General features: G+C 71.1%; 19 protein-coding genes. 4 read left to right on the top strand and 15 right to left on the bottom strand.

All coding sequences use genetic code 11. From position 1 onward, the window contains the following. Positions 1-63: 63 nt before the first annotated feature. From Raf01_RS18600 to Raf01_RS18590, 3 genes are all read right to left on the bottom strand, one after another. Positions 64-855, bottom strand: coding sequence for a rhomboid family intramembrane serine protease (locus Raf01_RS18600; RefSeq protein ID WP_203919188.1), 792 nt, complete (start codon positions 853-855; stop codon positions 64-66). 192 nt (positions 856-1,047) lie between these two features. Next, positions 1,048-3,075: a hypothetical protein gene (locus tag Raf01_RS18595; protein WP_239133723.1), complete on the bottom strand. Its 2,028-nt coding sequence runs from the start codon at positions 3,073-3,075 to the stop codon at positions 1,048-1,050. Between the two features lie 122 nt (positions 3,076-3,197). Next, positions 3,198-3,965 carry a maleylpyruvate isomerase family mycothiol-dependent enzyme gene (locus Raf01_RS18590; RefSeq protein ID WP_203919187.1) on the bottom strand — a complete coding sequence of 256 codons (768 nt, stop codon included), beginning with the start codon at positions 3,963-3,965 and terminating at the stop codon, positions 3,198-3,200. On the opposite strand from Raf01_RS18590, the gene Raf01_RS18585 reads away from it, so the two are divergent. From Raf01_RS18585 to Raf01_RS18575, 3 genes are all read left to right on the top strand, one after another. Then, positions 3,936-4,142, top strand: a complete 207-nt coding sequence (locus tag Raf01_RS18585) for a hypothetical protein (RefSeq protein WP_203919186.1) — start codon at positions 3,936-3,938, stop codon at positions 4,140-4,142. The genes Raf01_RS18590 and Raf01_RS18585 overlap by 30 nt on opposite strands. Positions 4,143-4,271: 129 nt before the next feature. Beyond that, a complete protein-coding gene (locus Raf01_RS49625) occupies positions 4,272-5,654 on the top strand; it encodes a ricin-type beta-trefoil lectin domain protein (RefSeq protein WP_239133722.1) in 1,383 nt (460 codons plus the stop codon). Between the two features lie 215 nt (positions 5,655-5,869). Next, positions 5,870-7,411, top strand: a complete 1,542-nt coding sequence (locus Raf01_RS18575; RefSeq protein WP_203919185.1) for a Na+/H+ antiporter — start codon at positions 5,870-5,872, stop codon at positions 7,409-7,411. A gap of 133 nt (positions 7,412-7,544) precedes the next feature. Here the strand turns inward: Raf01_RS18575 and Raf01_RS18570 are convergent, their stop codons facing one another. The 10 genes from Raf01_RS18570 to Raf01_RS18525 all read right to left on the bottom strand — a co-directional run bounded on the left by Raf01_RS18570 (position 7,545) and on the right by Raf01_RS18525 (position 22,612). Next, positions 7,545-8,033, bottom strand: a complete 489-nt coding sequence (locus Raf01_RS18570; RefSeq protein WP_203919184.1) for a PH domain-containing protein — start codon at positions 8,031-8,033, stop codon at positions 7,545-7,547. Between the two features lie 119 nt (positions 8,034-8,152). Then, a complete protein-coding gene (locus Raf01_RS18565) occupies positions 8,153-8,980 on the bottom strand; it encodes an NmrA family NAD(P)-binding protein (protein WP_203919183.1) in 828 nt (275 codons plus the stop codon). 75 nt (positions 8,981-9,055) lie between these two features. Next, the gene (locus tag Raf01_RS18560; RefSeq protein WP_203919182.1) at positions 9,056-12,112 is read right to left on the bottom strand and encodes an AfsR/SARP family transcriptional regulator; all 3,057 of its coding nucleotides are present in this window, start codon (positions 12,110-12,112) and stop codon (positions 9,056-9,058) included. 154 nt (positions 12,113-12,266) lie between these two features. Then, positions 12,267-13,010 (bottom strand): MerR family transcriptional regulator, encoded by a 744-nt coding sequence (locus Raf01_RS18555; protein WP_203919181.1) that lies wholly within the window; start codon positions 13,008-13,010, stop codon positions 12,267-12,269. 168 nt (positions 13,011-13,178) lie between these two features. Next, positions 13,179-15,323, bottom strand: coding sequence for an alpha-glucuronidase family glycosyl hydrolase (locus Raf01_RS18550; protein WP_203919180.1), 2,145 nt, complete (start codon positions 15,321-15,323; stop codon positions 13,179-13,181). After that, the gene (locus Raf01_RS18545) at positions 15,320-17,338 is read right to left on the bottom strand and encodes a beta-galactosidase (RefSeq protein WP_203919179.1); all 2,019 of its coding nucleotides are present in this window, start codon (positions 17,336-17,338) and stop codon (positions 15,320-15,322) included. The genes Raf01_RS18550 and Raf01_RS18545 overlap by 4 nt, the downstream gene beginning before the upstream one ends. 254 nt (positions 17,339-17,592) lie before the next feature. Next, entirely contained in the window at positions 17,593-18,651 is a 1,059-nt protein-coding gene (locus tag Raf01_RS18540) for a substrate-binding domain-containing protein (protein ID WP_203919178.1), read from the bottom strand. 90 nt (positions 18,652-18,741) lie between these two features. Beyond that, positions 18,742-19,773 carry an ABC transporter permease gene (locus tag Raf01_RS18535; protein WP_239133721.1) on the bottom strand — a complete coding sequence of 344 codons (1,032 nt, stop codon included), beginning with the start codon at positions 19,771-19,773 and terminating at the stop codon, positions 18,742-18,744. Next, positions 19,770-21,413, bottom strand: coding sequence for a sugar ABC transporter ATP-binding protein (locus Raf01_RS18530; protein ID WP_203919177.1), 1,644 nt, complete (start codon positions 21,411-21,413; stop codon positions 19,770-19,772). The genes Raf01_RS18535 and Raf01_RS18530 overlap by 4 nt, the downstream gene beginning before the upstream one ends. Further along, positions 21,413-22,612: an ROK family transcriptional regulator gene (locus Raf01_RS18525; protein ID WP_203919176.1), complete on the bottom strand. Its 1,200-nt coding sequence runs from the start codon at positions 22,610-22,612 to the stop codon at positions 21,413-21,415. The genes Raf01_RS18530 and Raf01_RS18525 overlap by 1 nt, the downstream gene beginning before the upstream one ends. A gap of 208 nt (positions 22,613-22,820) precedes the next feature. Between Raf01_RS18525 and Raf01_RS18520 the strand changes: the two genes are divergently transcribed. Next, positions 22,821-23,192: a YybH family protein gene (locus Raf01_RS18520; protein ID WP_203919175.1), complete on the top strand. Its 372-nt coding sequence runs from the start codon at positions 22,821-22,823 to the stop codon at positions 23,190-23,192. A 24-nt stretch (positions 23,193-23,216) separates the two neighbouring features. Here the strand turns inward: Raf01_RS18520 and Raf01_RS18515 are convergent, their stop codons facing one another. Both Raf01_RS18515 and Raf01_RS18510 read right to left on the bottom strand, forming a co-directional pair. Next, positions 23,217-23,753 carry a DUF6886 family protein gene (locus tag Raf01_RS18515; RefSeq protein ID WP_203919174.1) on the bottom strand — a complete coding sequence of 179 codons (537 nt, stop codon included), beginning with the start codon at positions 23,751-23,753 and terminating at the stop codon, positions 23,217-23,219. Positions 23,754-23,799: 46 nt separating this feature from the next. Next, positions 23,800-24,591 (bottom strand): SAM-dependent methyltransferase, encoded by a 792-nt coding sequence (locus tag Raf01_RS18510; protein ID WP_239133720.1) that lies wholly within the window; start codon positions 24,589-24,591, stop codon positions 23,800-23,802. Positions 24,592-24,746 lie beyond the last annotated feature (155 nt).

Raw genomic sequence — 24,746 nt, 5'->3', positions numbered from 1 at the left:
CTGGTCAGCGTGAACGAGGTACCCGAGTGGGTATGGGCACAGCTTCCGGGTGTCAGGCGATCCTCAACGCCGGACCGGGTACCCGACCGGTGGCCGGCGTCCCCGCAGCGGGATCGCGAGCAGCGCACCGAGGACGAAGCCGACCACGTGCGCCAGGTATGCCACCGAGCCCGCGTCGGAGACCGCGTACCCGGCCGAGTAGACCCACTGCAGCACGAACCACATGCCGAGGACGAGCCAGGCGGGCAGCCGGAGCGGGATGAACAACAGAAACGGAACCAGGCTCCACACCCGGGCGCGCGGATAGAGCACCAGGTAGGCGCCGAGCACACCCGCGATCGCGCCGGACGCGCCGATCAGCGGCTGGGTGGAGTTCGCGTTGGCCAGAGCGAAGACGTACGCGGCCGCGTACCCACAGACCAGGTAGAACAACGCGAACCGCACCCGACCCAGCCGGTCCTCCACGTTGTTGCCGAAGACCCAGAGGAACAGCATGTTGCCGAGCAGGTGCAGCCAGCCGCCGTGCAGGAACATCGCGTACAGGACGGAGAGCGCCGGGATCTTGTGATAGCTGGGCGGCCCGACCAGGCAGCCCACCGCCCCGCCGCGCCCGACCGCGGCGGTCCCGGTCGGTACCCGGGCCAGTTGCTGATCGTGCGTCAACTCCGCCGGGATCGCCGAGTACCGGTCGTAGAACGCCTCCTGCTGGCACAGCTGGGTGACGCTGGTGGCCTGTACGCCGGTGCTGCGCGCGGCCGGGGTCAGCAGGAAGACGACCACGTTGATCGCGATCAGGGCATAGGTGACCCAGGGAGTCCGGCGTACCGGCAGCACGTCGTGGACGGGAATCACCATAGGCATCACTGTGCCCGACCGGGCGCCCCGCCGCGACCCTTGCGGCGGGGCCGGGCGCGCCCCTTGCCCGCGGGCTCCTTAAGACGGCCTCCTTGCGACGGGCCCTTGCGGCGAACTGATCCCTTGCCCGCGGGCCTCCTGCGGCGGGCTCCGGCGCGACAGCACCGGAGCCCGCCTCGGTCTACCGGACGGTCAGTTGGACGGGCACGGCTGCCCGCCGCAGACGTCCACCACGAACCCGGTCAGCAGGAAGGTGGCCTTCTGCTGCTGGGCCTCCGGCTGTGCCCGGGGGAACTCGTGCGGGTCCTCGCCGTACTGCGGCCCGTCCGGTGTCAGGTTCGTCGGCGGCGGGTTGAACGCCGCCCCGCTGTTCCAGACCACCATCGCCGAGCCCCGGTACGGGTGGTCCGGCAGCGACGGGATGCCCCAGTACGGGTGCACCTCGTTGGTCCAGCCGGGTGCGAGCGCCGGCTGGTAGAGGCGGGCGCCGATGGTGCGGGCCTCGACCTCGGCCGCCACGTTCGAGACCTGGTGGTCGGCGAACGCCACGTGCATGAGGACGGTGTGCGCCGGTGTGTGCGGCAGCGGGTCGGTGGTGAGGTGCTGCGCGTACCCGTCGGCCTCGCCCCGGTCCCAGAGCATCTGCAGCAACCCGAAGATGAGCTGCTGATCGATGGGGTCCGGGTAGTATCCGTCGGCGATCTGCTGGAACGGCGCGAAGTCGACGCTGCGCTGCAACAGCGTGGAGTAGTTCATGCCGGGGACGCCGAGCACCGCACGGGTGAAGTCCTGGGCGATGGCGGTCAGCGCGCCGCCGTTGATGCCGCCCTGGCTGTTGCCGTCATAGTGTAGGCCGCCGCGCACGTCGATGAGCGAGTGCCCGTGCGCGTCCTGGAAGGCCGGATCGCTGGCGAATCCGGACCCGGTATCCATCGCCCGGCCAAGGAACAGGAAATTCAGGAAGCCCTGCTGGAGCCTGTCCGGTACCGCGGCGAACTGGGAGACGTTGCTCCACACTCCGGCGACGAAGTTCACGTCATCGGCGGCCAGGCCGATCCAACTGGTCGCGCAGAACATGAAGTCGTGTCCGTTGGACATGTCCTTGACGTTGCCGGCGTTGATCTCTGTCGGCGAGCCGAGCAGACCGTGACCGTACAGGGAGAGGTGTGCGGGGTGTGCCGGATCGGCGGCCCGCGGGATGTTGCAGACGAAGCCGGCCTGGAGGTCCTGTCCGGACGGGGTGGGCAGGGCGTCGGGTGTGGCCGGAAGGCCGTTGCCGCCGGCCGGGCCGTAGTGCAGCCGGGAACCCGGGCCGCCCGAGCCAGTGAGGAACGACGGCACCGTCACGGTGCCCACGACCTGCCTCGCGATGCGGGCGTCCTGGTCGGCGGTGTAGTTGACCACCGAGGCGACGGTGAACTTCGGCGCGGACCTGCCGAGAGCCTTGAACGCCGTGTCCCGGATGGCGAGCATGCGCCCGGTCAGGTTCTGTTCGCTGGCGACGGTGAAGTCCCAGGCCAGGTAGAGGTCGCGGGTGCTAACTCCGCGTGCGGCCAGGGACGCGGCGATGTGCTGGAGCTGCGAGTCGCGGGCGGTCCGGTGGTGACCGCCGGCCGCCAGGGCGGACCGGAAGCTGGCCGGCGCCGGGATCGACCTGCCGGCGCTGTCCCGCAGGTCGCGCAGGCCGACGAGGTAGGTCGCACCCTCGTCCAGCGCCACGGCCGGTCGGATGATGAGCAGTTGCCGGTCCGGCTGGGCGGCGGCGTGCGCGTCGAGTTCCGCCCAGTAGGGCGTGCGGCGGCCGGTGCGGGAGTTGATGAGCACGATCGGCGCGTTCGCGTCCAGCGAGGACCCGATGTCGGTCACCGGCGCGATGTGCGACCTGGCCACGTCGAGCCCGGGCACCTGGACCAGGATCGGCTCGCCCGGGCTGAACCCGTCCTGCCGGTCCCACTCGGTCGGGTCGATGCTCTGGCCGAGCACGTTGGCTGGCATCGCGGCCGGGTCGAAGTGCACGCGCCGGCCGGTCGCGCTGTGCCGGTCGGGGACGGTGAAGTAGTTGTTGGGGAACGGCAGCATGCAGCCGGAAGGGGCGACCGGATCGCATGAGGTGGTGGCAGGGGCAGCGGGGGCGGCGCTGGCGCCGGTGGTGCCGGCCAGGACGAGGCCGAGCACCGCGGTCGTGCCGAACACAGCCCATCGCACGGTGAGGCGACGCACGTTACCTCCGGGGGATTGAGGCGTGGGAGCTTCGCGGCTAAACGATCTCTTTCTACAAGACGCGATTGGCGGCGGCAATACCCACCGGTAAGGCACGGCTCAACGGTGGACTCTTACCCGGGTCAGCCCCACTCGACCCGGACCCGCGACCGCCAGTCGTCGGCGATGTCGGACCGGCCCTTCGCGGTCAGCTCGTCGGCCCGGTTCCACAGGCTCAGATACAGCTGCCCGGCGCTTCCGGAGAACACGGCCTCGGGCGACGCGGTCTCCCCGACGATGGTCACGACCGGTCCGTCGCTGACCCGCAGTGTCCACGCGTGGCCGGTGTCGTCGGCCCTGACCACGACCGAATAGGGCTCGGCCGAGCGCAGTCGGCTTTTCGCTCGGGTGATGAAGCCGGTCAGGAGCTCGTCGATCCCGTCGGCGGCAAGCGCCGAGTCGAGGTCGGCCTCGGCCGCCGACGGCCACCGCCCGAGCCGGGCCGAGATGGCGTCCACGCTGTGGATGGTGGTCTCGTGGGCCTGGCGTCGGGCCCAGAACCGGCGCGGCGGCGGAGCGTCGTTGAGGAACACCCTCGCCTTGATGTCTTCTGGCGTCGCGGCCAGCGTATCGATGAGGGCGGTGAGCCCCTGCGAGAACCACCCGAGCGGGTCGGTGGCGCGCCTTCCCTCTCGCTCCGAGGCCGTGGCGTCGTGGTCGGCGTCGCCACGCAGGTGAGCCGCCGCCCACCGGTGAACCATGCCCTGGTGGGCCACCAGGTCCGTGACGGTCCAGCCGGGACACGTGGGTACCGGCGCATCAGGCCCGGCCGCCGAGGCTGCCTCGCGCAGGACGGCACCGGCGCGGGCGAGCGCGTCCACATGACGGTCGAAGCTCAGGTGTGTCGGCATGCCCGGATCGTACGAGACGGCACCGACAATTCCGCGCCGGCGCGGTCCAGCGGCGACGACAGCGACGACGGCAAGGGCAACGACGAGGGCAGGGGCGACGACGGCAAGGGCCGCGACGGCGACGACGGCAAGGGCGGCGAGTCGCGCCCATGCTACCGTGACATCACCGAGACATAGACCGTCAACGATTGCTGGTCGCCTCTCCCCGCTCGCCGCCGCCCGCCCCACGCGGCACCCGTCCCGCCGCCGGCCGGTTCGGGCAGCCCCGTGCCCGGGGCAGGCCGCCCGAGACCCGGAAGGATCACCATGAGGAAGAGACTGACGCCCGTGCTCCTGGTGCTGCTCTTCGCGCTGGGGCTGCTCGCCCGCCCGGCCTACGCCGCGCCGGTGACGATCACCCCCGGTACGGTGTGGACCGACACGTCCGGCAAGACGATCCAGGCGCACGGCGAGGGCATCACCAAGGTCGGCAACACCTACTACTGGCTCGGCGAGGACAAGACCAGCGGGTCGCCGTTCCAGAACATCAAGTGCTACTCCTCCACCGACCTGAGCCACTGGACGTTCGTGGCCAACGTGCTGAGCCGCCAATCCAGCGGCGACCTGGGCCCCAACCGGGTCGTCGAGCGCCCGCACGTCATCTACAACGCCAGCACCGCCACGTATGTCATGTACATGCACATCGACAACAGCGGCTACTCCGAACGCAAGGCCGGCGTGGCCACCAGTGGCAGCGTCTGCGGCAGCTACACCTACCGGGGCAGCTTCAAGCCGCTGGGCCACGACAGCCTGGACGACAACCTCTTCCTGGACGGCAGCACCGGGTACTTCATGAGTGAGGACCGCACCAACACGAAGCTGCAGATCTACCAGCTGTCGCCGGACTTCCTGACGGTCACCGCGCTGGTCAAGACGCTCAACCAGTACGAGGCGCCGGCGATGGCCAAAATCGGGAGCACCTACTTCCTGTTCGGCTCGCACCTGACCGGCTGGTCCACCAACGACAACCAGTACGCGACGGCCACCTCCATCACCGGCACCTGGAGCGCCTTCCGCAGCTTCGCACCGTCGGGTACCAACACCTGCAACTCGCAGACGACGTCCATCCTCCCGGTGTCCGGCAGCAGCGCGACGAGCTACCTGTTCCTGGGCGACCGGTGGAACTCCGGCAACCTGGCCGACTCGCGCTACGTCTGGGAACCGCTGACGGTCAGCGGAACCACCGCGTCGATCACCTGCCAGGCGAGTTGGACCGTCGACACCGCTACCGGCGCGGTGGGCTCCGGCGGCAGCGGCGGCACAGGCAGCTCGGTCATCCGGGGCGTCGGTTCCAACCGTTGCCTGGAGGTACCCAACTCGTCGACCACCAACGGCGTGCAGCTGGACATCTGGGACTGCAACGGCGGCGCCAACCAGTCCTGGGCCCTCACCTCGGCGAGGGAGTTGCGGGTGTACGGGAACAAGTGCCTCGACGTCGCCGGCGCCGCCACGTCCGCCGGTACGAAGGTCGAGCTGTGGGACTGCAACGGCGGCACGAACCAGCAGTGGACCCTCAACAGCAACGGCACCATCACCGGGGTGGGATCCGGGCTGTGCCTCGACGTGACGAGTGGCGCGACCGGGAACGGCAGCCTGGTCGAGATCTGGACCTGTAACAACGGGTCGAATCAGCAGTGGACCCGATCCTGACTCACGACTCGATCCTGACCCACGACTCGCGCCCCGGCGGTGGACCGCGCTCCACCGCCGGGGCGCTGTCTGTGCGGCGTTGTCCGGACGGGCCGTCTCGCTCCGAAGAAACGGCCAGCCGGAAGTAAGGGCGGTACAGTGGCGTCGGCGCGCCGGGAAGTCTGGTCGGCATTGAATGCCGAGGAATCGGACGTAACACCACGAAGGGGTCCCGGGTGCGCGGAGTCGAGATCATCCTGCTGCTGGTCGTGCTGGCCACGGCGGTCGCGGCGTCCGCCCGACGGCTCCGGGTACCGGCGCCGTCCCTGCTGGTGGTCGCCGGCCTGGTGGTCGCCTTCGTTCCCGGCGTACCGGCCATCCAGCTGTCCCCCGGACTGGTGGGCCTGGTCGTGCTGCCGCCGCTGCTGTACGCGGCCGGGCAGGACCTGTCCTGGCGCGAACTGCGCCCGGTGTGGCGCCCGGTCACCGTGCTGGTGATCGGGCTGGTGATCGCGTCGGCCGCCGCGGTGGGCGTGGTGGCGTCGGCCGTCGCGGGCCTGCCGGCGTCCATGGCGTTCGTGCTGGGGGCGGTGCTGGCCAGCACCGACCCGGTGGCGGTGACCGCGCTGGGCCGCCGGCTGTCGCTGCCCGGCCGGCTGCAAGCGCTCATCCAGGCGGAGAGCCTGTTCAACGACGCGACCAGCCTGGTGCTGGTCCGGGTGGCAGTCACCGCCGCGGTGGCCGGCGGTGCCGTTTCCTGGTATCGGGGCGTCGGTCAGTTCGCTCTCCTGGCCGGCGGCGGGGTGCTGATCGGCGCCGCGGTGGCCGGCGGCGTCGCGCTGATCCGCCGCCGTACCGAGGATCCGGTGCTGGAAACCGTCATCGCGTTGGTCACCCCGTACGCCGGGTATGTCATCGCCGAGGCCGTGCACGTGTCCGGCGTGACCGCCGTCGTGGTGACCAGCGTCATCCTGGCCGGCCAGGCCACCCGCCTGACCAGCGCGCGGATCCGGTTGCAGCTGCACGCGGTGTACGACACCGTGGTGTTCCTGCTGGAGAGTGTGGTGTTCAGCCTCATCGGGCTCGAGCTTCCCGGTCTGGTCCGGGCCGCCGGCGGTCGCACCGGGACGTGGCTGGTCCAGGCGCTGGCGATCACCGTGACCCTGCTCGCCGTCCGCGCGCTGTGGGTGTTCCCGCTGTCGCTGGCGGCGCAGAGCCGGCGCGGCGGCCGGCCGTCCTGGCGGGTGCCGGCCGTCGTCTCCTGGGCCGGTGCGCGCGGCGTACTGCCCCTGGCCGCCGCCCTGTCGATCCCGCTGACCGCGCGGCACGGCGCCCCGCTGGCCGGTCGCGACCATGTCCTGCTGCTGACCACCGCGGTCATCGTCACCACGCTGGTCGTGCAGGGGTTCACTCTCGGCCCGCTGGTCCGCCGCTCCGGCGTCGCCCTGCCGGAAGACCATGCCCGCAACGAGACGGCCACCGCGCGCACCGCCATGTCCCGCGCCGCACTGACCTACCTCGATGAGGTCGAGGACCAGGAGGCGGCTCCGCAAGTCATGATCGCGCAGCTGCGCCAGATCCAGCGGTCCCGGTTGGACTCGCTGGAGGGAAGGTCCGACGACTCGCTGCGGCCGGCGATGCGGCAGTTGCGCCGCGATCTGATCGCCGTCGAGTCGGCGGTGCTGACCCGGCTGTACGAGGAAGGCACGGTCGGCGCGGAGACCCGGCGGCGGTTGCAACGCCGTCTCGACTTGGAGGAGACCAGCCTTACCGAGTGAGCGCAGCCGGAGCCGATCTGTGGCGGAGGCGAGCACACTCCCACGCAACACCGAGTGAGCGCAGCCGGAGCCGGGTTGTGGCGGAGGCGAGCACACTCCCACGCAACACCGAGTGATAAACAGTAGAAACTGACTACTCCACCGCGCCCCGGCCGGCCTGCCACGCCTCGCGGATCAGGTCCGCCTTCGCGGCGAAGCCGGGGTCGCGGGTCAGTCCCCGCCCGTCGTAGGGCGCCGGCAACGTCCGGAGGTCGCCGGTACCGAGGCGGAGCACGACGCTCGTGTGCCGGCGCCGCCGTACCACCGTAACGTCGGCGACCCGGTCCCAGCGCACGAAATTCGCGGAGCCGGTGACCCACGGCCGGTCGTTGAGCCGGATTCCGGTCCGTTCCACCGCAGTGCGAGCGGTCCACCACTGTGCGGACACCAGCAGCAGCAAGCCGAGTACCAGCACCACCACCAGCGGGAGTGCGGCATCCCCGGGCCCGCCCGCAGTCAGCTTCAGCACGACGAAGACCGCCGCGACGAGCCCGGCGACCAGCGGAACGCAGACCAGCTGGAGTACGGCGATCTGCCGGCGCGTGGGTGCGAACGTCGCGACCGCTCCGTCCCGCTCAGCCATCGGCGTTCCTCCCCCATCGGTGTCGACTGGACGCAGACGATAGGGGATCGAGTGCGCCGTCCGCGTCCACCCCCGGTGGTACCGCCGCGCGGCGGGCGTGGCAGCAGTCGGGGCGCCGGTCAGCGGAACAGGTCGGCGTGCGCGACCGTCCATTCCCGGAAGGTGCGCGGGGCGCGCCCGGTGACGTCCAGGACCGTCGGCAGCACCGTCGACTCGTCCAACGCACCGTCGACGTAGAAGTTGAAGAAGGCGTCGACGTACTCGGCCGGCATCGCCGCGCTCATCTCCGCGCGGGCCTGCTCGTCCGGCTGCGCCTCGAACCGCAACGCCCTGCCGAGTACGTCGCCGAGGATCGCCACGCGCTCGGCGGGCAGCAAGGGCTGGGGACCGGTGACCACATGTACCCGCCCGGCGTGGTCGGGCGAGCGCAGTGCCACGGCGACGACGGCCGCGATGTCGTACGGGTCGATGACCGCGACCGGTACGCCGGCGAACGGGACACGCACCACGTCGCCGTCCCGGATCTGCGGCGCCCACTGCAGCGCGTTGGACATGAACCCGCTGGGCCGCACGACCGTCCACGACACACCGGCGGCGTGGACCGCGTCCTCCGAATCGATCATGTACCGGCTGATGGCGTTGCTCCGGTCGCCACTGGCCGCCGACGTACCAGACAGCAGAACCACGCGTTCGGCGCCGGCACGCTCGACCTCGGCGAGCAGTCCCGGCATGTCCTGGTAGCCGGGCAGCAGGAAGACTCCGCGCACCCCGACCAGGGCGTCGCGCAGGCTCTCCGGCCGGTTCAGGTCGCCGGACACCACGGTCACCCCCGGCGGCAGCGCGGCCGGAGCGGTGCGCGACAACGCCCGTACCGGCTCCCCCTCCCGGGCCAGCGCGCGGACGACCTCCGCGCCGACATTGCCGCTCGCGCCGGTCACCAGAAACATGTCCCCCACCCCTCGTGTCGGCATCCTCGACGGACGGTACTCCCGCGATCCGCGGTCAGGCGCACCCGAATTCGGTCACCGCTCGCGGCCCCGGTCCTCGTGCCGGCGCTGACCGGCCTCGTCGAGCAGCGCGCGCAGCTCGTCCGCCTCGGGTACGCCCATGTCGGTGTAGATGGCCAGCGCCCGCGACCAGTGTTCGCGGGCGGCGTCGGGATCGCGCTCGCGCAGGACGTTGCCGATGCCGTGGTGGCCGTGTGCGATGTCCAGCGGGTCGACCGCCTCGGCGGCGATCGCCATCGCCTGCTCGTGGCAGCGCAGCGCGTCGTCGGCGCGCCCGGTGTCGCAGTACACGTCGCCGAGGTTGTTCAGAGTCTCGGCCTCGGTGTGCCGGTCGCCGATCTCTCTGGCCAGCCGCAGCGCCTCCGTGTGGCGCTCGACAGCCTCCTGGTGGCGGCCGAGCTTCCGGTACGCGTTGCCGAGGTTGGTCAGGTTGTTGCTGCTGGCACCACGGTCACCGGACCGGCCGGTGATCTCCAGTGACCGAAGGTAGGCGCTGATCGCCTCGTCGTACCGTTCCATCCGCGCGTACACCAGGCCGAGGTTGCCCAGCACGATGCCGACCCCGCGTTCCTCACCGACCGCCTGGAAGATGGCCAGCGTGTCCTGGTAGTGGGCAATGGCCTCGTGGGGGTGGCCCAGCCGGTCGTAGATGTTGCCCAGGTTCATCCGGGTGGCGCCCTCGCCGCGCCGGTACCCGACCGCCAGCCGCACCGGCAGCGCCTGTTGGTAGCTGTGCAGCGCCTCTTCGTACTGGCCCAGCCGCTCCTGCGCGAGCCCGAGGTTGTTGAGCGTGTCGCCCTCGCCGTGCTGGTTGCCCGTCTCCCGGTAGATGGGCAACGCCTGCCGGTACAGCTCGATCGCCTCACGGGAGTCGCCGGCCGCCCACTGCCCCAGACCGAGGTTCTTGAGCATCTCCGCCTCGGCGAGCCGATCGGCGAGGCGCCGGGCGGCGGCGAGCCCGGACCTGTGCGTGGACAACCAGTCCGCGGTCCGGAAGCGCAGGTTCAGGTAGAGCTGCAGCAGGTGCGGCAGCTGCCAGGCGTGAGCGTCCCAGCCGTGCTCTGCGGCGTACCCGACGGCGGCGATGAGCGTGCCGTACTCCGCGTCCAACCAGTCCAGCGCCGCGGCCGTGTCGCCGAGGAGCGGCGAGTGGACCGGCGGACGGGCCGCCTGGATGGTGACCACCGGCTCCCGCGAGTCGAGGCGGCGCATCGCCACGGCCGTGGTGTGCAGGTAATAGTCGAGCGCCCGGCCGGTCGCCTCGCGCCGCACGGGTTCGGGCTCGGTCCTGGTCGCCACCGCCTCGGCGTGCTCCCGCAGCAGGTCGTGGAACCGGTACCGCCCGGGGGCGGGCTGCTGGAGCAGGTGCACATCGACGAGGTCTTCCAGCAGGAGACTCGCGTCGTTGAGGTCCAACTCGGCGACGGCCGCGGCCAGGTAGGCGTCGAATTCCGCGCCAGGTGCGAGGCCGAGCAGCCGGAACAGCCGTTGCCGGTCGGCGTCGAGATGCTCGTACGACAACGCGAAAGCGGCCTCCACGCTGCGGTCACCGGTCGCGAACTCGGGCAGCCGGTGCCGCCGCTCCGCGAGGCGCTCGACGAGGTGGCGTACCGTCCACGCCGGGCGGGTACGCAGGCGGGCACCGCTGATCCGGATCGCCAGCGGAAGGTACCCGCACAGCCGTACCACCTCGGCGACAGCGGCCGGGTCGCCGGCCGTACGCTCGCCGCCGGCCACCCGCCGCAGCAGCGCCTGGGCGTCGCCGGGCGGCAGGACGTCCAGCGAGACCGCGTGCGCCGCCTCGAGGTCGGTGAGCCGGCGACGGCTGGTGATCAGCGCGAGGCAGGTGGGCGTACCGGGCAGCAACGGGCGTACCTGGGCGGCGCTGGTCGCGTCGTCCAGCACCACGACCGCCCGCCGGTTGGCCAGTTCCGCGCGCCAGAGCGCGGACCGCTCGTCGAGGTCCTCGGGAATCGCTCCGGGTGGCACGCCGAGCGTGCGCAGCAGCGTGTCCAGGGCGGTCGCCGGGGTCACCGGTTCCTGCCCCACGGTGTGCCCGCGCAGGTTGATGAACAGTTGAAGGTCGGGGTACCTGCCGGACAGCGCGTGCGCCGCGTGCACGGCCAGGGCCGTCTTGCCGATGCCGGCCATGCCGTCGAATGCCGAAATGGTCACGGCGGCCGGTGCTCCGGTGTTCCGGACCAGCAGGTCGAGCAGGCGGTTCATCTCCTCTTCCCGGCCGGTGAAGTCGGCGACGTCACCGGGCAGGTCGTTGCGCCTGGTCGCGGGCTCGGCGGCGGGATCGGCCGGCGCCTGGCCAGCCGCCTGGTCCGCTTCCCCGGCGAGGATCTGCCGCTGCACCCGCTGGAGTTCCGGGCCGGGTTCGACGCCGAGTTCGTCGATGAGCAACCGGCGGGTGTCGGCGAACACCTTCAACGCGTCGGCCTGCCGGCCCGACTGGTACAGGGCGCGCATGAGCTGGGCGCGCGGCCGTTCCCGCATCGGGTACTGGGCGATCAGCGCGGTGAGTTCGACGATCGCCTCCTCGATCCGGCCGGCGGCGAGTTCGGCTTCGATCATCATCTCGGTGGCCAGCATCCGGCCCTCGGTCAGTTCGATGCCGATGCGCTCCCGCAGCCGGTCCGAGGCGACGTCGGCGAGCAGCGGCCCGCGCCAGAGAGCCAGCGCCTCGCTCAGGGTCGCCGACCGCTCGGCCGGGTCGCTCAGGCTGCCGGCACGGGAGACCAGCGCGCGGAACCGGTGTGCGTCCACCCGCTCCGGGTCCGTTTCGACGAGGTAGCCACCACCACGGGTGATCAGCCGGATGCCCATCGTGCCCTGACCGTCGGGGTCGATCCGCCCGCGCAGCCGGGAGATGTGGGCGTGCAGGTTGGCTCGCGCGCCGCCCGGCGGTACGCCGTCCCAGAGCAGGTCCACCAGGCGATCGGCCGACACCGTGGTGCCGGCCTCCAGCAGCAGGATGCCCAGCAGGCAGCGTTCCCGGCGGCGCCCCAGCTCGACGTCGGACCCGTCGTGCTGGGCTTCCACCCGGCCCAGCAAACGAAACTGCACGTGCTCTCCCCGGGAACGGTCGCATCGACGGCTGGCACGTTTACCACTGGCAAGCGGCATGGCAAGGTGTGCGGCAAGATTTCTCGGAGAGCCTATCGGGGACCGGGAATCCCGTGAAACACGCGCAAGCCGGTCAGTAGCGAATCGACCGCACTCAGCCGGTCGAAACGTCCCGCCCGGCCGCCCGGTCTCTGGCGATGTCGGCCAGCCGCTCCCAGGCCGGCGAGGACACGGTCGAGGATTCGATCAGCTGCAGGATGGCGGGGTCCGGGGCGGACCGCCGCCGCTCGCCGGTCGCACGGCCGGCGAGCCACCGGTGGACGCGGTCGGCCAGGGCGGAAAGGCGCGGGTCGTCCGGGGACCAGTCGAACGCCTCGTCGTGCTCGCGGTAGATTGCCCGGAACTCCGGGTCGCGCATCGCGTCGCGCTTGTCGGCGAGCCAGTGGGCCGCTTGTTCGGGCGAGACCGCCTGGAGCAGGATCCAGAGGTCCCGCTCCACCTGCACGACACGCTCGCTGACCCCGAGCCCGTGCAGGTCGTCGAGGTAGTCGGCGACGTCCGGGGAGACGAACAGCCGGTCGCCGCCGCGCAACTGGGCGATCCGCTCGCGGGTACGCACCAGTTCCTCGGCCCGCTTCCGCAGGTTGTCGTCGATCGTCGCGACCGCCGAGGCGAACTGGTCGGGTTCGGCGGCCAGCAACTCCTTGACCCGGGCGAGCGGCACGCCGGCGTCGGCGAGCGTCTTGATCTTGAGTAGCTGGATGGCGTCGTCGGCGGTGTAGCGCCGGTAGCCCGACGAGTCCCGCGGCGGCTCCGTCAGCAGGCCGCGCTCGTGGTAGTGGCGGACCGCCTTGATGGTCACGCCGGCGTAGCCGGCGAGCTGACCGATGGTGATCATGCGCGTCGGTCTCCTCTCCGCCATCCCGCTGACCGGCGACTGGCCTGGGTCGCGGCGCGGCGCCAGACGCGCCGAGCCAGACCAGCCGATTCGCCCATCATGTCATCGGGTACCGCGGCGGAACGCGGCCCGGGCCCGCAGGTAGCTGGCCAGCGCGATCGCGGCGGGTCAGTAGATCGGGCGGCCGTGAGCGTCCGGTACGCCCGACTTGCGGAGAAAGTACGCGTTGAGCTGGTCGCACCACTCCTCGGCACAACGCAGCTGCTCGTCCAGCCGTTCACGGACCCTGGTGTCCACCGCCGGATCGACCAACCCGGCCCCGGCCAGGCGCTCCCAGACCTGACGCGCCCGGCGCACCTCCTCCACGCCGGCGAAGTGGGTGTCGTAGATGTGCTGGATGACGGTCGACCCGCTGTGCAGGACGTGCCCGTACGGCACGTGGTGGAAGAACAGCAGCAGCTCGTCGGGGCATCCCTGGCGGGACTCGTACAGCTGCGACCAGGGCGGCGGGTACTGGCCGGCGAATCCGGTACCGGTGGCGACGGTACGGTCGACGCCGATGCCGTCCCGGTCGGCGAAGTGGTAGGTGCCCCACGGCGTGTACTCGTACCCGTCCACGTCGGGCCCGTAGTGGTGCCCCGGCCGGACCATGAAGCCCACGCCCAGCGGCGCCGTGTACCGCTCGTACGTGCGCCACGAGCCGTCCATCACCTCGTGCAGCGAACGCCGCAACAGGTCGGGGTCGCCGGTCGAGGACGGCGTGAACGTCAGCTCGATCCACTCGTCGAGGATGGCCGTGGGGTCCAGGTCGGGCGCCCAGGCGAGCCGGCCGGCGGCGTAGAGATTGGCCTGTGCCAACGGATGGCCGGTCCAGAACGGGTCGTCGCCGGCGTTGGAGACGGCGACCAGGCCGCCGCCGTCGTGCGCTCTGCCCGGTGACGCGGCTCCCCCGGGTGACGCGGCCACGTCCCGGACCGCCGGGCCATCCGGGCCCCACGGCCGGAACCCGAGCACCTCACTCCACTGTGGACCGAGATAGCACACGTGCCGCTGCTGGCCGGTGTATTCCTGGGTGACCTGCACCTCCACCGCCAACCGGGTGGCCGGCATGGCCGCGATCACCGGCGACACCGGTTCGCGCGCCTGGAAGTCCATCGGCCCGTACTTGACCTGGAGGATCGCGTTGTCGTGGAACTGGCCGTCCAACGGCGCGAAGTGGTCGTACGCGGCCCGGGCGCGGTCGGTCGACCGGTCGCGCCAGTCCTGCCGGTGGTTGTAGACGAAGGCGCGCCAGTGCACCACGCCGCCGTACGGCGCCAGGGCCGCGGCGAGCAGGTTGGCGCCGTCGGCGTGATTGCGGCCGTACGCGAACGGGCCGGGCTGTCCCTCGGAGTCGGCCTTCACCACGTACCCGCCGAAGTCGGGGATCGTCGCGTACACCTGCCGGGTCGTGCCGGCCCACCAGGCGCGCACCCGCTCGTCCAGCGGATCGGCGGTGGGCAGCCCGCCGAGCGTGATGGGCGAGGCGAAGCTCACCGACAGGTGCACCCGGATGTGGTACGGGCGCAGCACGTCCGCGATCTCGGCGACCTCGGCGAGCCGGTCGGTCAACAGGTGCGCCTCGGTGGCGTGCACGTTGACGTTGTTCACCGAGACCGCGTTGACTCCGCACCCGGCCAGCAGCCGCCCGTACGCGCGCAACCGGTCCGGGTCCCGGCGCGGCTTGCCGTCCCGCCAGAACAGGGATCCACCCGCGTACCCCCGCTCGACCTGCCCCATCACCGGGTGCACGTCGACGTTGTCCCACTGGTCGACCATCCGGCGGCGCATGGCCGGCCGGTGAGACTCCGGGGCGCGCTCCGGCCGGAACGCGGCCTCGCCGAGCCGGACCAGCTCGAACAGGCCGTAGAGCAGTCCGGCCGGCCGGTCGGCGACCACCACGGTCACACCGCTTCGGGCGGCGAGCGTGAAGCCCTCCTCCCCCAGGGGCTGCCCGGCCGGAACGAAGTCCCGCACCGCATCCACTGTGGACAGTACGAGGATCAGGTCGTCCGGTTCGTCGCCGGTCGCGCCGTGCCCCATCACGCCACCGTGCCGCGCCACGCCGCCGTACCGGGCGCACGCCTCGCGCACCTCGGACAGCACCGTCTCGACCAGCGGACCGTCGCCGAGCACCCGGGTGCGGCGCGAGCCGATCGCCCGGAACGCCTCCGGCGGCAGCCACGCCGGGTGGACGTCGAGCGGTCGCTGACCCTCCGGCTGCTCCGGCTCGGCGCGTCCGGCGCCGCGCGACGACCCCGGCCCGTCGTTCACTCGGTCACCCGGATCACCGCGACCTGCAACGGGGCCAGCCGCACCACGTCCCACACGGGTTCGCCGCCGATCAGGTCGACGCCCCGCTCCCCGGTCGTCACGGTGGCGGGCGCGTCGTCGGAGTGGTTGAGCAGGAACAGGTACCGGTGCTCGGCGGTCTGCCGGACCGTCGCCTCCACGAACGCGGGCGCGTCCGGGACGACCGGTCGGACACCCGCGTCGGCGAGCGCGCCGAGCAGGACGGCCGCGAGCGCGGCGGGCTCCAGGCGGGTGCCGATGTAGACGAACCGCCCGTCGCCCAGGGTGTTGTCGATGACCGCCGGCCGACCGGCCAGCGGACCCGAGGTGTAGCGGGCGAGCACCGTCGCCGACTCCGGGTGGATGCTGTCCTGCCACCAGTCGGCGATCGCCGGCGTCCCGTCGGCGAAGCTCACGTTGACGGTCTCGTTGTCGCGGGCCGGCCAGTATTCGTCGATGTAGGCGCCGATGAGGTCGCGGAACGCACCCGGGTATGCCGGCTGGCGGACCTGGTTGCACTCGTCGACGACTCCGGAGAAGAACGAGCAGATCACGGTGCCGCCGCCTCGGACGAAGGCCTCGAGTTCCCGGGCGCACCGGTCGTCGACGAGGTACGCGTTGGGTACCACGATGGCCCGGTACCGGCCGAAGTCCGAGCCGAACGACACGAAGTCGACGGCGTGGTGGGCCTGCCACAGCGGCCGGTAGTGGTCGGTCTGCAGTTGGGTGTAGTCGAAGTCGTTGCGCGGCAGGCCGTGCGTCTCGGTGAGGCCCCACCACGCGTTCCAGTCGAACAGCACGGCCACGTCTGCCGTGCTGTCCGCGCCGGCCACCTCGGCGATCCTGGGCAGCTCGTTGCCCAGGGCGCTGACCTCCCGCCAGGTGCGCGCACCGGTGCCGGAGTGCGGCAACATCGCGGAGTGGAACCGCTCCTGGCCACCCCGGCTGGCCCGCCACTGGAAATACATGACGGTGTCGGCGCCGTGCGCGACGGCCTGGTACGAGCCGAGCCGCATCCGCCCGGGTCGCTTGACGTTGTTCACCTTCCACTGCGACACACCGCTGGCCGCCTGCTCCATCAGGACCCAGGGCTCGCCGCGCAGCGACCGCATCAGGTCGAAGTTGAGCGCCGCCGGGATGTGCGAGTCGTCCCGGCCCGGATCCGGGTAGATGTCCAGCGCGGCGGCGTCCTGCTCGGCCGCCCAGCGCCAGTAGTCGGCGTTCTTGTAGAAGCGCATGAAGTTGGTGAGCACCGGGATGTCGTCCCGGTAGGAGCGCACGATGTCCCGCTCGGCGATGAAGCACTCCAGCAGCGTGTCCGACACGAACCGCTTGAAATCCAGCCGCCGCGCGGGATTGGACCAGGACCGCGGGACCTCGGGGACGTTGACCTGCTCCCAGTCGGTGTAGACCTGGCTCCAGAACCGCGTGTACCACGCGTCGTTGAGCCGTTCGAGCGTGCCGTACCGGCGGCGCAGCCAGTCCCGGAACGCGACCGAACTGTGCGCGTTGTACGCCGTCGGGCCGAACTCGTTGCTGATGTGCCACATCGCCAGCGCGGGATGGTGAGAATACCTCTTCGCGAGGGCGGTGGTGATCCGCGTGGCGGCCTGCCGGTATGCCGGCGAGGACGGGTCGAAGTGCAGCCGGCTGCCGAAGCCGAACGTCTCGCCGTCTTCCATCACCGGAAGCACGTCCGGGAACTGCTGCGACAGCCAGGCCGGCGGCGCCATCGTCGGGGTCGCCAGGTCGACGCTGATGTCGTTGCGGTGCAACAGGTCCATCACGTCGTCGAGCCAGTCGAAGGTGAACTCGCCGGGCGCCGGCTCCAGCGACGCCCAGGCGAACACCCCGACCGTGACGAGGTTGACGCCGGCCTGCCTCATCAGCGTCATGTCCTCGTCCCACACCGAACGGTCCCACTGTTCGGGGTTGTAGTCGCCGCCGAAGGCGAAGCCGCCGAGCCTTGACCGGAAGGCGTTCATCCGGCTGTTCATGGCTGTGTGCACTCCCGTCGTGTCTCCCCCGTGACCGGGCTTCCCGCGGCGGCCACCATTGTGGTCGCCGCGGGGACCACAGACAACCGCAGGCCGTGTCTCGACGTACCTGGCCGGCCTGCGGCGGGTCCAGACGACGACCGGCGGCGTTGTCATCTCGCCCGGATACAACACCGGTATCGGGACGAAACGGCGCCTTGCCGGACCGCCGCCTGGACCTCGCCTCGGCTCGACCGAGCACTCCGAGACACGGCCTACGATCTGAATCCGAGCGGCAGGTATTTGTCCACATTGGACTTGGTGATGGTTTCGGAGGTGAGCACGATCTGTTTCGGTACCTGCAGCTCGACCAGGTCACTCATGCCCTTGCCCTGGCCGATCAGGCGGGCCAGCGACACGGCCGACGACGCCATCGTGGGCGGGTACGTGACCGTCGCCTCCAGCGGTGAGTCGCCGCTCTTGATGTGTTCCATCGCGTCCAGCGAGCCGGCACCGCCGACCATGAAGAATTCCTTGCGGCCGGCTTGCTTGATGGCCGCGAGGACACCGACGCCCTGGTCGTCGTCGTGGTTCCAGATGGCGTCGATGCGCTGCGCCGCCTGGAGCAGGTTCGCGGTGACGTCCTGCCCGCTCTGCACGGTGAACTGCGCGGCGACCCGGTTGGTCACCTTGAGCCCGTACTGGGCCAGGCCGTCGCGGAAACCGCGGGAGCGGTCCTGGGTCAGTGGCAGGTTGTCGATGCCGGCGATCTCGGCGACGACCGGATTGGCGTGGCCCTTGAGTTTCGCGCCGATGTACTGGCCCGCGGCCAGCCCCATGCCGTAGTTGTCGCCCTTGATCAGGAGCCGGGCGGCACCGGCGTCGGAGAACTCGCGGTCGAGGTTGACGACCTGGATCCCGGCCTCCATGGCGGCTTTGCCGGTCGCGGTCAGTTGGGCGCCGTCCTGGGGCAGCAGCACGATCACGTCGGGCTTCTGCTGGATCAGGGTCTGCAGCGCGGCGATCTGGGCGGGTGCGTCGGCGCCCGCGTCGACCTGGCTGAACTTGACGTCCTTGTAGAGCGCGGCCTGCTTTTTCGCATTGTCGGTGATGGCCCGGATCCAGCCGTGGTCGGCCGCCGGCGCGGAGAAGCCGATGGTGACGGTCTTGCCCAGCGCGGCGTTGTCTCCGCCGGTCACCTTGGTCTGCCCGGTGTCGTTCTTCGTGCTGTTGTCCGCGTTCGAGGTGCAACCGGCCAGCAACGCGCCGGCGCCCACCGCGGCACCGCCGAACAGTATCGAGCGCCGGGACGGGCCGTTCGTGAAGGGATTCATCGCGACCTCCTCGTCGGATGAGAGTCAATGCGGTGTTTCGACCAGTCCGGCTGGGCGCGTCTGGCGCCGCGCCACGACCCAGACCGGGCGTCAGGCGCCGGGTGGCACCGGCCGCCGCAGCGCGGCGACCCGGAACTGCTGGATGAGGACCGCGGCGACGATGATGACGCCCTGCGCGATCTGCTGGTACTCGGTCTGCAGGTTCTTCACGATGAACAGGTTGTAGATCTGGGTGAACACGAGCACGCCGAGCACCGACCCGACGATGGTGCCCCGCCCACCCGTCAGCGCCGTGCCGCCGATGATCGCGGCGGCGATCGCGTTCAACTCGTACAGGTTGCCGTGGTCGGACGAGCCCGCGGTCGCCTGTGCGGTGACCATCACCGCCGCGATCCCGCAACACAGCCCGGACAGCGTGTAGACCAGCAGGGTGTGCCGGCGGATGTTGATGCCGGCCAGCCGGGCCGCCTCGGCGTTGCCGCCGATCGCCACGGTACGGCGACCGAACGTGGTCCGGTTGAGCAGCACCCAGGCCAGTACCGCGACCACCACGAAAATGATGACCAGCAACGGGATGCCCAACGGCCGCCACTCGGCGATCCGGTTGAACGAGGTCACCTTCACGATCTGGGTCAGCTTCCCGGAGATCTTCTGCGCCAGTCCCCGCGCCGCGACCATCGTGGCCAGCGTCGCGATGAACGGCACCATCCGCCCGTACGCGATGAGGATCCCGTTGACCAGACCGGATCCGGCACCGACCAGCAGAGCGGCCAGGATCATGACTCCGGGGCCGTAGCTCTGTGTCGCGACCGTGGTCGACCAGACGCTGGCCAGCGCGAGCAGGGCTCCGACCGACAGGTCGATGCCGCCGCTGATCATCACGAATGTCATGCCGATCGTGATGACGCCGATCGACGACGCCTGGGTCAGCACGGTCAGCTCGTTGGACCACAGCCGGCCGCCGTGCAGGAAGATATCCGGCCGGGCCAGGGCGCCGACGAGGTACAGCAGGACGAGCACCCCGACCAGGCCGAGGTTGCGCCGTACCGGCTCGCTGCCGTCGCCGCGCCACCAGCCGGCGCGCTTGGCCGACGCTGCCGCCGGCGACGCCACATCGATCACGAGAGGTCTCCTTCCGCCTGCGCCCCGGACAGCAGCGATCCCGCCATGACGAGATCGAGAACGGCGTGCTCGTCCAGATCGGACGCCGCCGCCTCGTGGATCACACGGCCCTCCCGCATGACCAGCACCCGGTCGGCCAGACCGAGCACCTCGGGTACCTCGCTGGAGACCAGCAGCACCCCGACCCCGTCATCGGCCAGCCGGCGGATGACCCCGTACAACTCGGCCCGGGCGCCGACGTCCACTCCCCGGGTCGGCTCGTCCAGCAACAGCAGCCGGGTACCCGCGCACCCACCGCGCAGCAGCCACCGGGCCAGTACCACCTTCTGCTGGTTGCCGCCGGACAGCGTGCGCACCGGCCGGCGGACGTCGGCCGGCACCAGCCGCAGCTCGCCGGTCACCCGGGCCGCCTCCGCCCGCTCCCGGGCCGCGTCGGTGAACCCCGCCCGCGCCAGCCGGCCGAACGTGGCCAGCGTGACGTTGCGGTACACCGGCTCGCCCAACAGCAGGGCCTGGCTCTTGCGCTCCTCCGGCGCCATGCCGATCCCGGCGCGTACCGCCGCCCGGACACTCCCCGGCCGCAGCACGCGACCGTCCAACCGCACCGAGCCGCTGTGCGCCCGGCGCGCTCCGTAGACCGTCTCCAGCAGCTCGGAGCGGCCGGAACCGACCAGTCCGGCGATGCCGACGATTTCTCCACTGTGGACGGTGAGGGACACGTCGGCGAACTCGCCGGACCGGCCGAGCCCGGACACCTCGAGCAGCGGCGCCACCGGCGCGGCGACCGACCCCTGCGACACCGTCGGCTCCGTCGGCCTTTGCGGCACCGGCGGCGCCGGCGGCCTCGGCGGGAAGACGTACTCGATGCTCCGCCCGGTCATGTACCCGACCAGTTCGCGGGTCGAGGTGGTCGCGGCCGGCAGGTTCGCCGCCGAGGTGCGCCCGTCCTTGAGTACCGTCACCCGGTCACCGATCTCCCGGATCTCCTCCAGCCGGTGCGAGATGTAGACCACCGCTATCCCGCCGGCCGTCAGGCCCCGGATCACCCGGAACAGGTTGGCCACCTCGTCGTGCGCCAACACCGCGCTGGGCTCGTCCATCACCAGCAACCGGGCCCGGCGCGACAACGCCCGCCCCATGCTCACGACCTGCTTCGCGGCGGCCGGCAGCTTCCCCACCAGCCGGCCCGGCGGGATCTCCGGATGGCCCAACTGGGCCAGGATCTCCCGGGTCCGGCGCGCACCCGGGCCGCGGTGCACGAATCCGGCCGTCCGCGGTTCGTGACCGAGAAACACGTTCTCCGCCACCGTCAGGTCGTCGACCAGATCCAACTCCTGGTAGATGGTCGCGATCCCGGCCCGCATCGACGCCTGCGGACTGGGGAACGTCACCGGCTGGCCATCCCAGACGATGTCCCCGGCGTCCGGCCGGTGCACTCCGGCCAACACCTTGATGAGAGTGGACTTCCCGGCGCCGTTCTGCCCGAGCAGGCAGTGCACCTCTCCCGCCGCGACGTCGAGGTCGACGCCGTCCAGTGCCCGTACCCCCGGAAAGGTCTTCACCACAGCGGAAAGCCGCAGCAGCGGCGCGGCCTGTTCCACCGCCGGGGTGGGCGTCGAGACCGTGGCAGCGTCGTCCATCATCCCTCCAGACCGCTGTAGGCCAGCTCGCTGGCCAACACCGCCGCGCCGACCACCCCGGCCCGCGGCCCCAGCTCGGACATCACGATCGGCAGGTTGCCGGTGGCCAGCGGCAGCGAGCGCCGGTACACCACGCTGCGGATCTCGGCCAGCAGGGCATGACCCAACCCGGTGAGCCCGCCGCCGATCACGATCATCGACGGGTTGATGAAACTGACCAGACCGGCCAGCGCGGTACCCACCTGGTGCCCGCCATCACGGATCAGCCGCACGCACGCCGGATCCCCGGCCGCCGCGCCGTCGGCGACGTCGCGCGCATCCACCGCGCCGCTCTCGGCCAGCCGCCGGGCGAGCGCCGGTGACGCGCCCGACCGGGCCGCGGCCAGCGCGTCGCGCGCCAGGGCGGCACCGCCGAACACCGCCTCCAGGCACCCCACGTTGCCGCAGGTGCACTCCTGACCGTGCCCGTCGATCTGCATGTGCCCGATGTCGCCGGCGCACCCGTCGGTCCCCCGGTAGACCTCACCGCCGAGGTAGATGCCGCAGCCGATGCCCGTGCCGAGCTTGAGGAACAGCAGGTTGCCGACCGAACGGGCGACTCCCGCGTGTCGCTCGCCGATCGCCATGATGTTCACGTCGTTGTCCACCACCGCCGGGCAGCCGTGCTCCCGGCTCAGCAGGTCGCGCACCGGGTACCGGTCCCAGCCCGGCATGATCGGCGGAGACACCGGCACCCCGTCGCGGAAGCTGACCGGACCCGGCACCCCGATGCCGATCGCGCGCAACCGCTGATAGGCGCCCTCGGCCCGGAGCTTCGCCAGGATCTCGCTGACCCGGTGCAACACCGCGCGTGGACCTGACCGGATGTCGGCCGGCTCCGCGTATGCCGCGACCGGCTCCAAGCCACCGTCGGTGATCTCCACGTCGACCGACGACGCGCCCAGGTCGATCGCGGCGAACCGCAGGTCTGAGGCCAACTGAACCAGGGTCGAACGCCGACCGCCACGGGACGCGGCCAGCCCCGCCTCGGTCACCAGGCCACTGGCGACCAGCCCGGAGATCTCCCCGAACACGCGCGCCCGCGATTCGCCCGATCGGTCGGCCAGCTCCGCGCGGGACAAGGGTCCGCGGTCGCGCAGCAGGCACAGCAGCCGAAACGGAAGCGGGCTCGGCACCGGCGGCAGTACGGAGGAAACCATGTGGGCCTCCACGTTCCGTAAGTTAGGCCGGACTCTATGGAATTACCGCTGGACTGTAAAGAGGTTTCGATGTTTAGGCACAAACTTTCGTCTGCGCAAACGAAAGATAGCGTCCGTCCACTGTGGATCTTGCCACGACGGGCGGCGCGGGTCGGCACGTCCGAAGGGACCGCGCTGTGCACCCGGGACGGCTGTGCTTTGCTGAGGCGTGGACAGGCAGCAGTTATCTCAGTGGGTCGCGGACTACGAACGCGCCTGGCGGACGGCCGGCGTCACGGCACTGGCGGATCTCTTCACGCCGGACGCCACCTACCGCCAGAGTCCGTACGCGGAACCGGTCGCCGGGCCGCCCTCGATCGGCCGGATGTGGGACGACGAGCGCTCCGGTCCGGACGAGGTGTTCACGATGACCGCCGACATCGTGGCGGTCGAGGAAGACACCGCGGTGGTACGGGTCGAGGTCCGGTACGGCAACCCGGTCGAGGAGCGGTGGCGGGACCTGTGGGTGATCCGCTTCGCCGCCGACGGACGGTGCCGGGAGTTCGAGGAGTGGCCGTTCTCCCCGCCGTCGTCGCGCTGATTCCTCGGCTGGTCCGATCGCCTCTCACGGGCGGGGTCGGGCGTTCCTCAGGCGGATACCGCTGAAGCCGAGCGTACTGGCGATCACCGTGTCCCACAGCGGCCACAGGTTCGGCAGTACCCGCAGCTGGATGCCGGCCGCCTCGTGCAACGCGAACAGGTCCCCCACCGGTTCCGCCGGCCCGAGGGGCTCGACCGGCTCGGTCGCGACGACCGCGTGCGGCACCGGGCCGCCGAACGGATGGAACCGGTCGGCGGGCAACCGGTAGGCGAACAGGCGCACGGTCCGCATCGCCTCCAGCCAGCCGTACTCGATCGCGTGCACCCGTTCACCGCCGCCCGGGCCGAGGATCCGTTCCCGGTCGGCCCGCGAGGTTGTCCCGGTCACCCAGGCCATCGCGCGCGGACACGCGCGCGGGAACCAGTAGTCCGGGGCGCGTGCCGCGTCGACCGCCCAGACGTACGGCTCGGGCTGCTGGGCGGTTGCCGCGACATGGGGAACGAAGCGCCGGATCGTCGGGTCTTCGGAGAAGTGCAGGACGTGTCCCTCCTCGGGGCGCACCGCGTTGCCTCTCTGGAACGTCGGAATGTGGACGGCGCAGTACCGTTCAGTCCTCGGGCAGTGCGGCGACGACGACCATCCGCCGGTGGTCCGCGGTCAGCGGCTTGCCGTCCTCGCCGAAGCCGTGCACGGTGGCGAATCCGGCGCCGAGCAACCAGTCCCGCAGTTCGGGGAAGCCGAACAGCCGCTTGACGAAGGTGAGCTTCCGGGCCCGCCCGTCCCGGACGACCGTCCGCTCCGCCTCGAAGCGACCGGTGACCGCGTCCAGGTGGTACCGGTCCACGAGCATGTCGCCGTTGTCCCGCGCGGCGACGACCCGGGACGGGCAGTACGCGGCGAGGAACGCCGTCAGGTTGTCGAGGTCCATCGCCAGCCGGCCGCCCGGCCGCAGTGCGGCGGCGATGCCGGAGAGCACCGCGCGGTTGGTGTCATCGTCGAAGTACCCGAACGCGGTCGACCAGTTGACGATCCGGTCGAAGTGGCCCGTCCAGGGCAGCGCGCGCATGTCTCCGGCCACGTACTCGACACGCAACCCGGCGGCGTCCGCGTCGGCGCGCGCCCGATCCAGGAACACCGTCGACGAGTCGAGCCCCGTGACCCGGCAGCCTCGCGCCGCGAGCTGGTTGGCCATCGCGCCGTGACCGCAGGCCAGGTCGAGCACGTTCAGGTCCGGTCGCAGCTCCAACAACCGCCAGGCCAACTCCGCGTCCGCCTGACCGGAGGATCCGGCGGGGACGACGGGTCCGTGCGTCGCGACTTCGGCGCGCTGCCGGGGACTCGCGAAGAAGTGCAGGTAGTCGTCGTCGTACATGGCCTCGGCATCGAAGAGGTCGGTCACTCGGACGAGGGTAGGCGCGGCCACCGGTACCGGCAACGCGTTTGAAACGCCCGCGACGAAGTGCTGACCTCGCCGGCTACGGCGTGTCTCGAAGTCGGGTCCGTCTGCTTTGAGCCCTGGCTGTGGGTGAGGACTGTCGGGGGTGTGTGGCATGG

It is taken from the genome of Rugosimonospora africana, assembly GCF_016862975.1.
Taxonomy (GTDB): Bacteria; Actinomycetota; Actinomycetes; order Mycobacteriales; family Micromonosporaceae; genus Rugosimonospora; species Rugosimonospora africana.
Note: the sequence above shows the minus strand (reverse complement) of the source record. Positions and strands in the feature narration are given on the sequence as shown.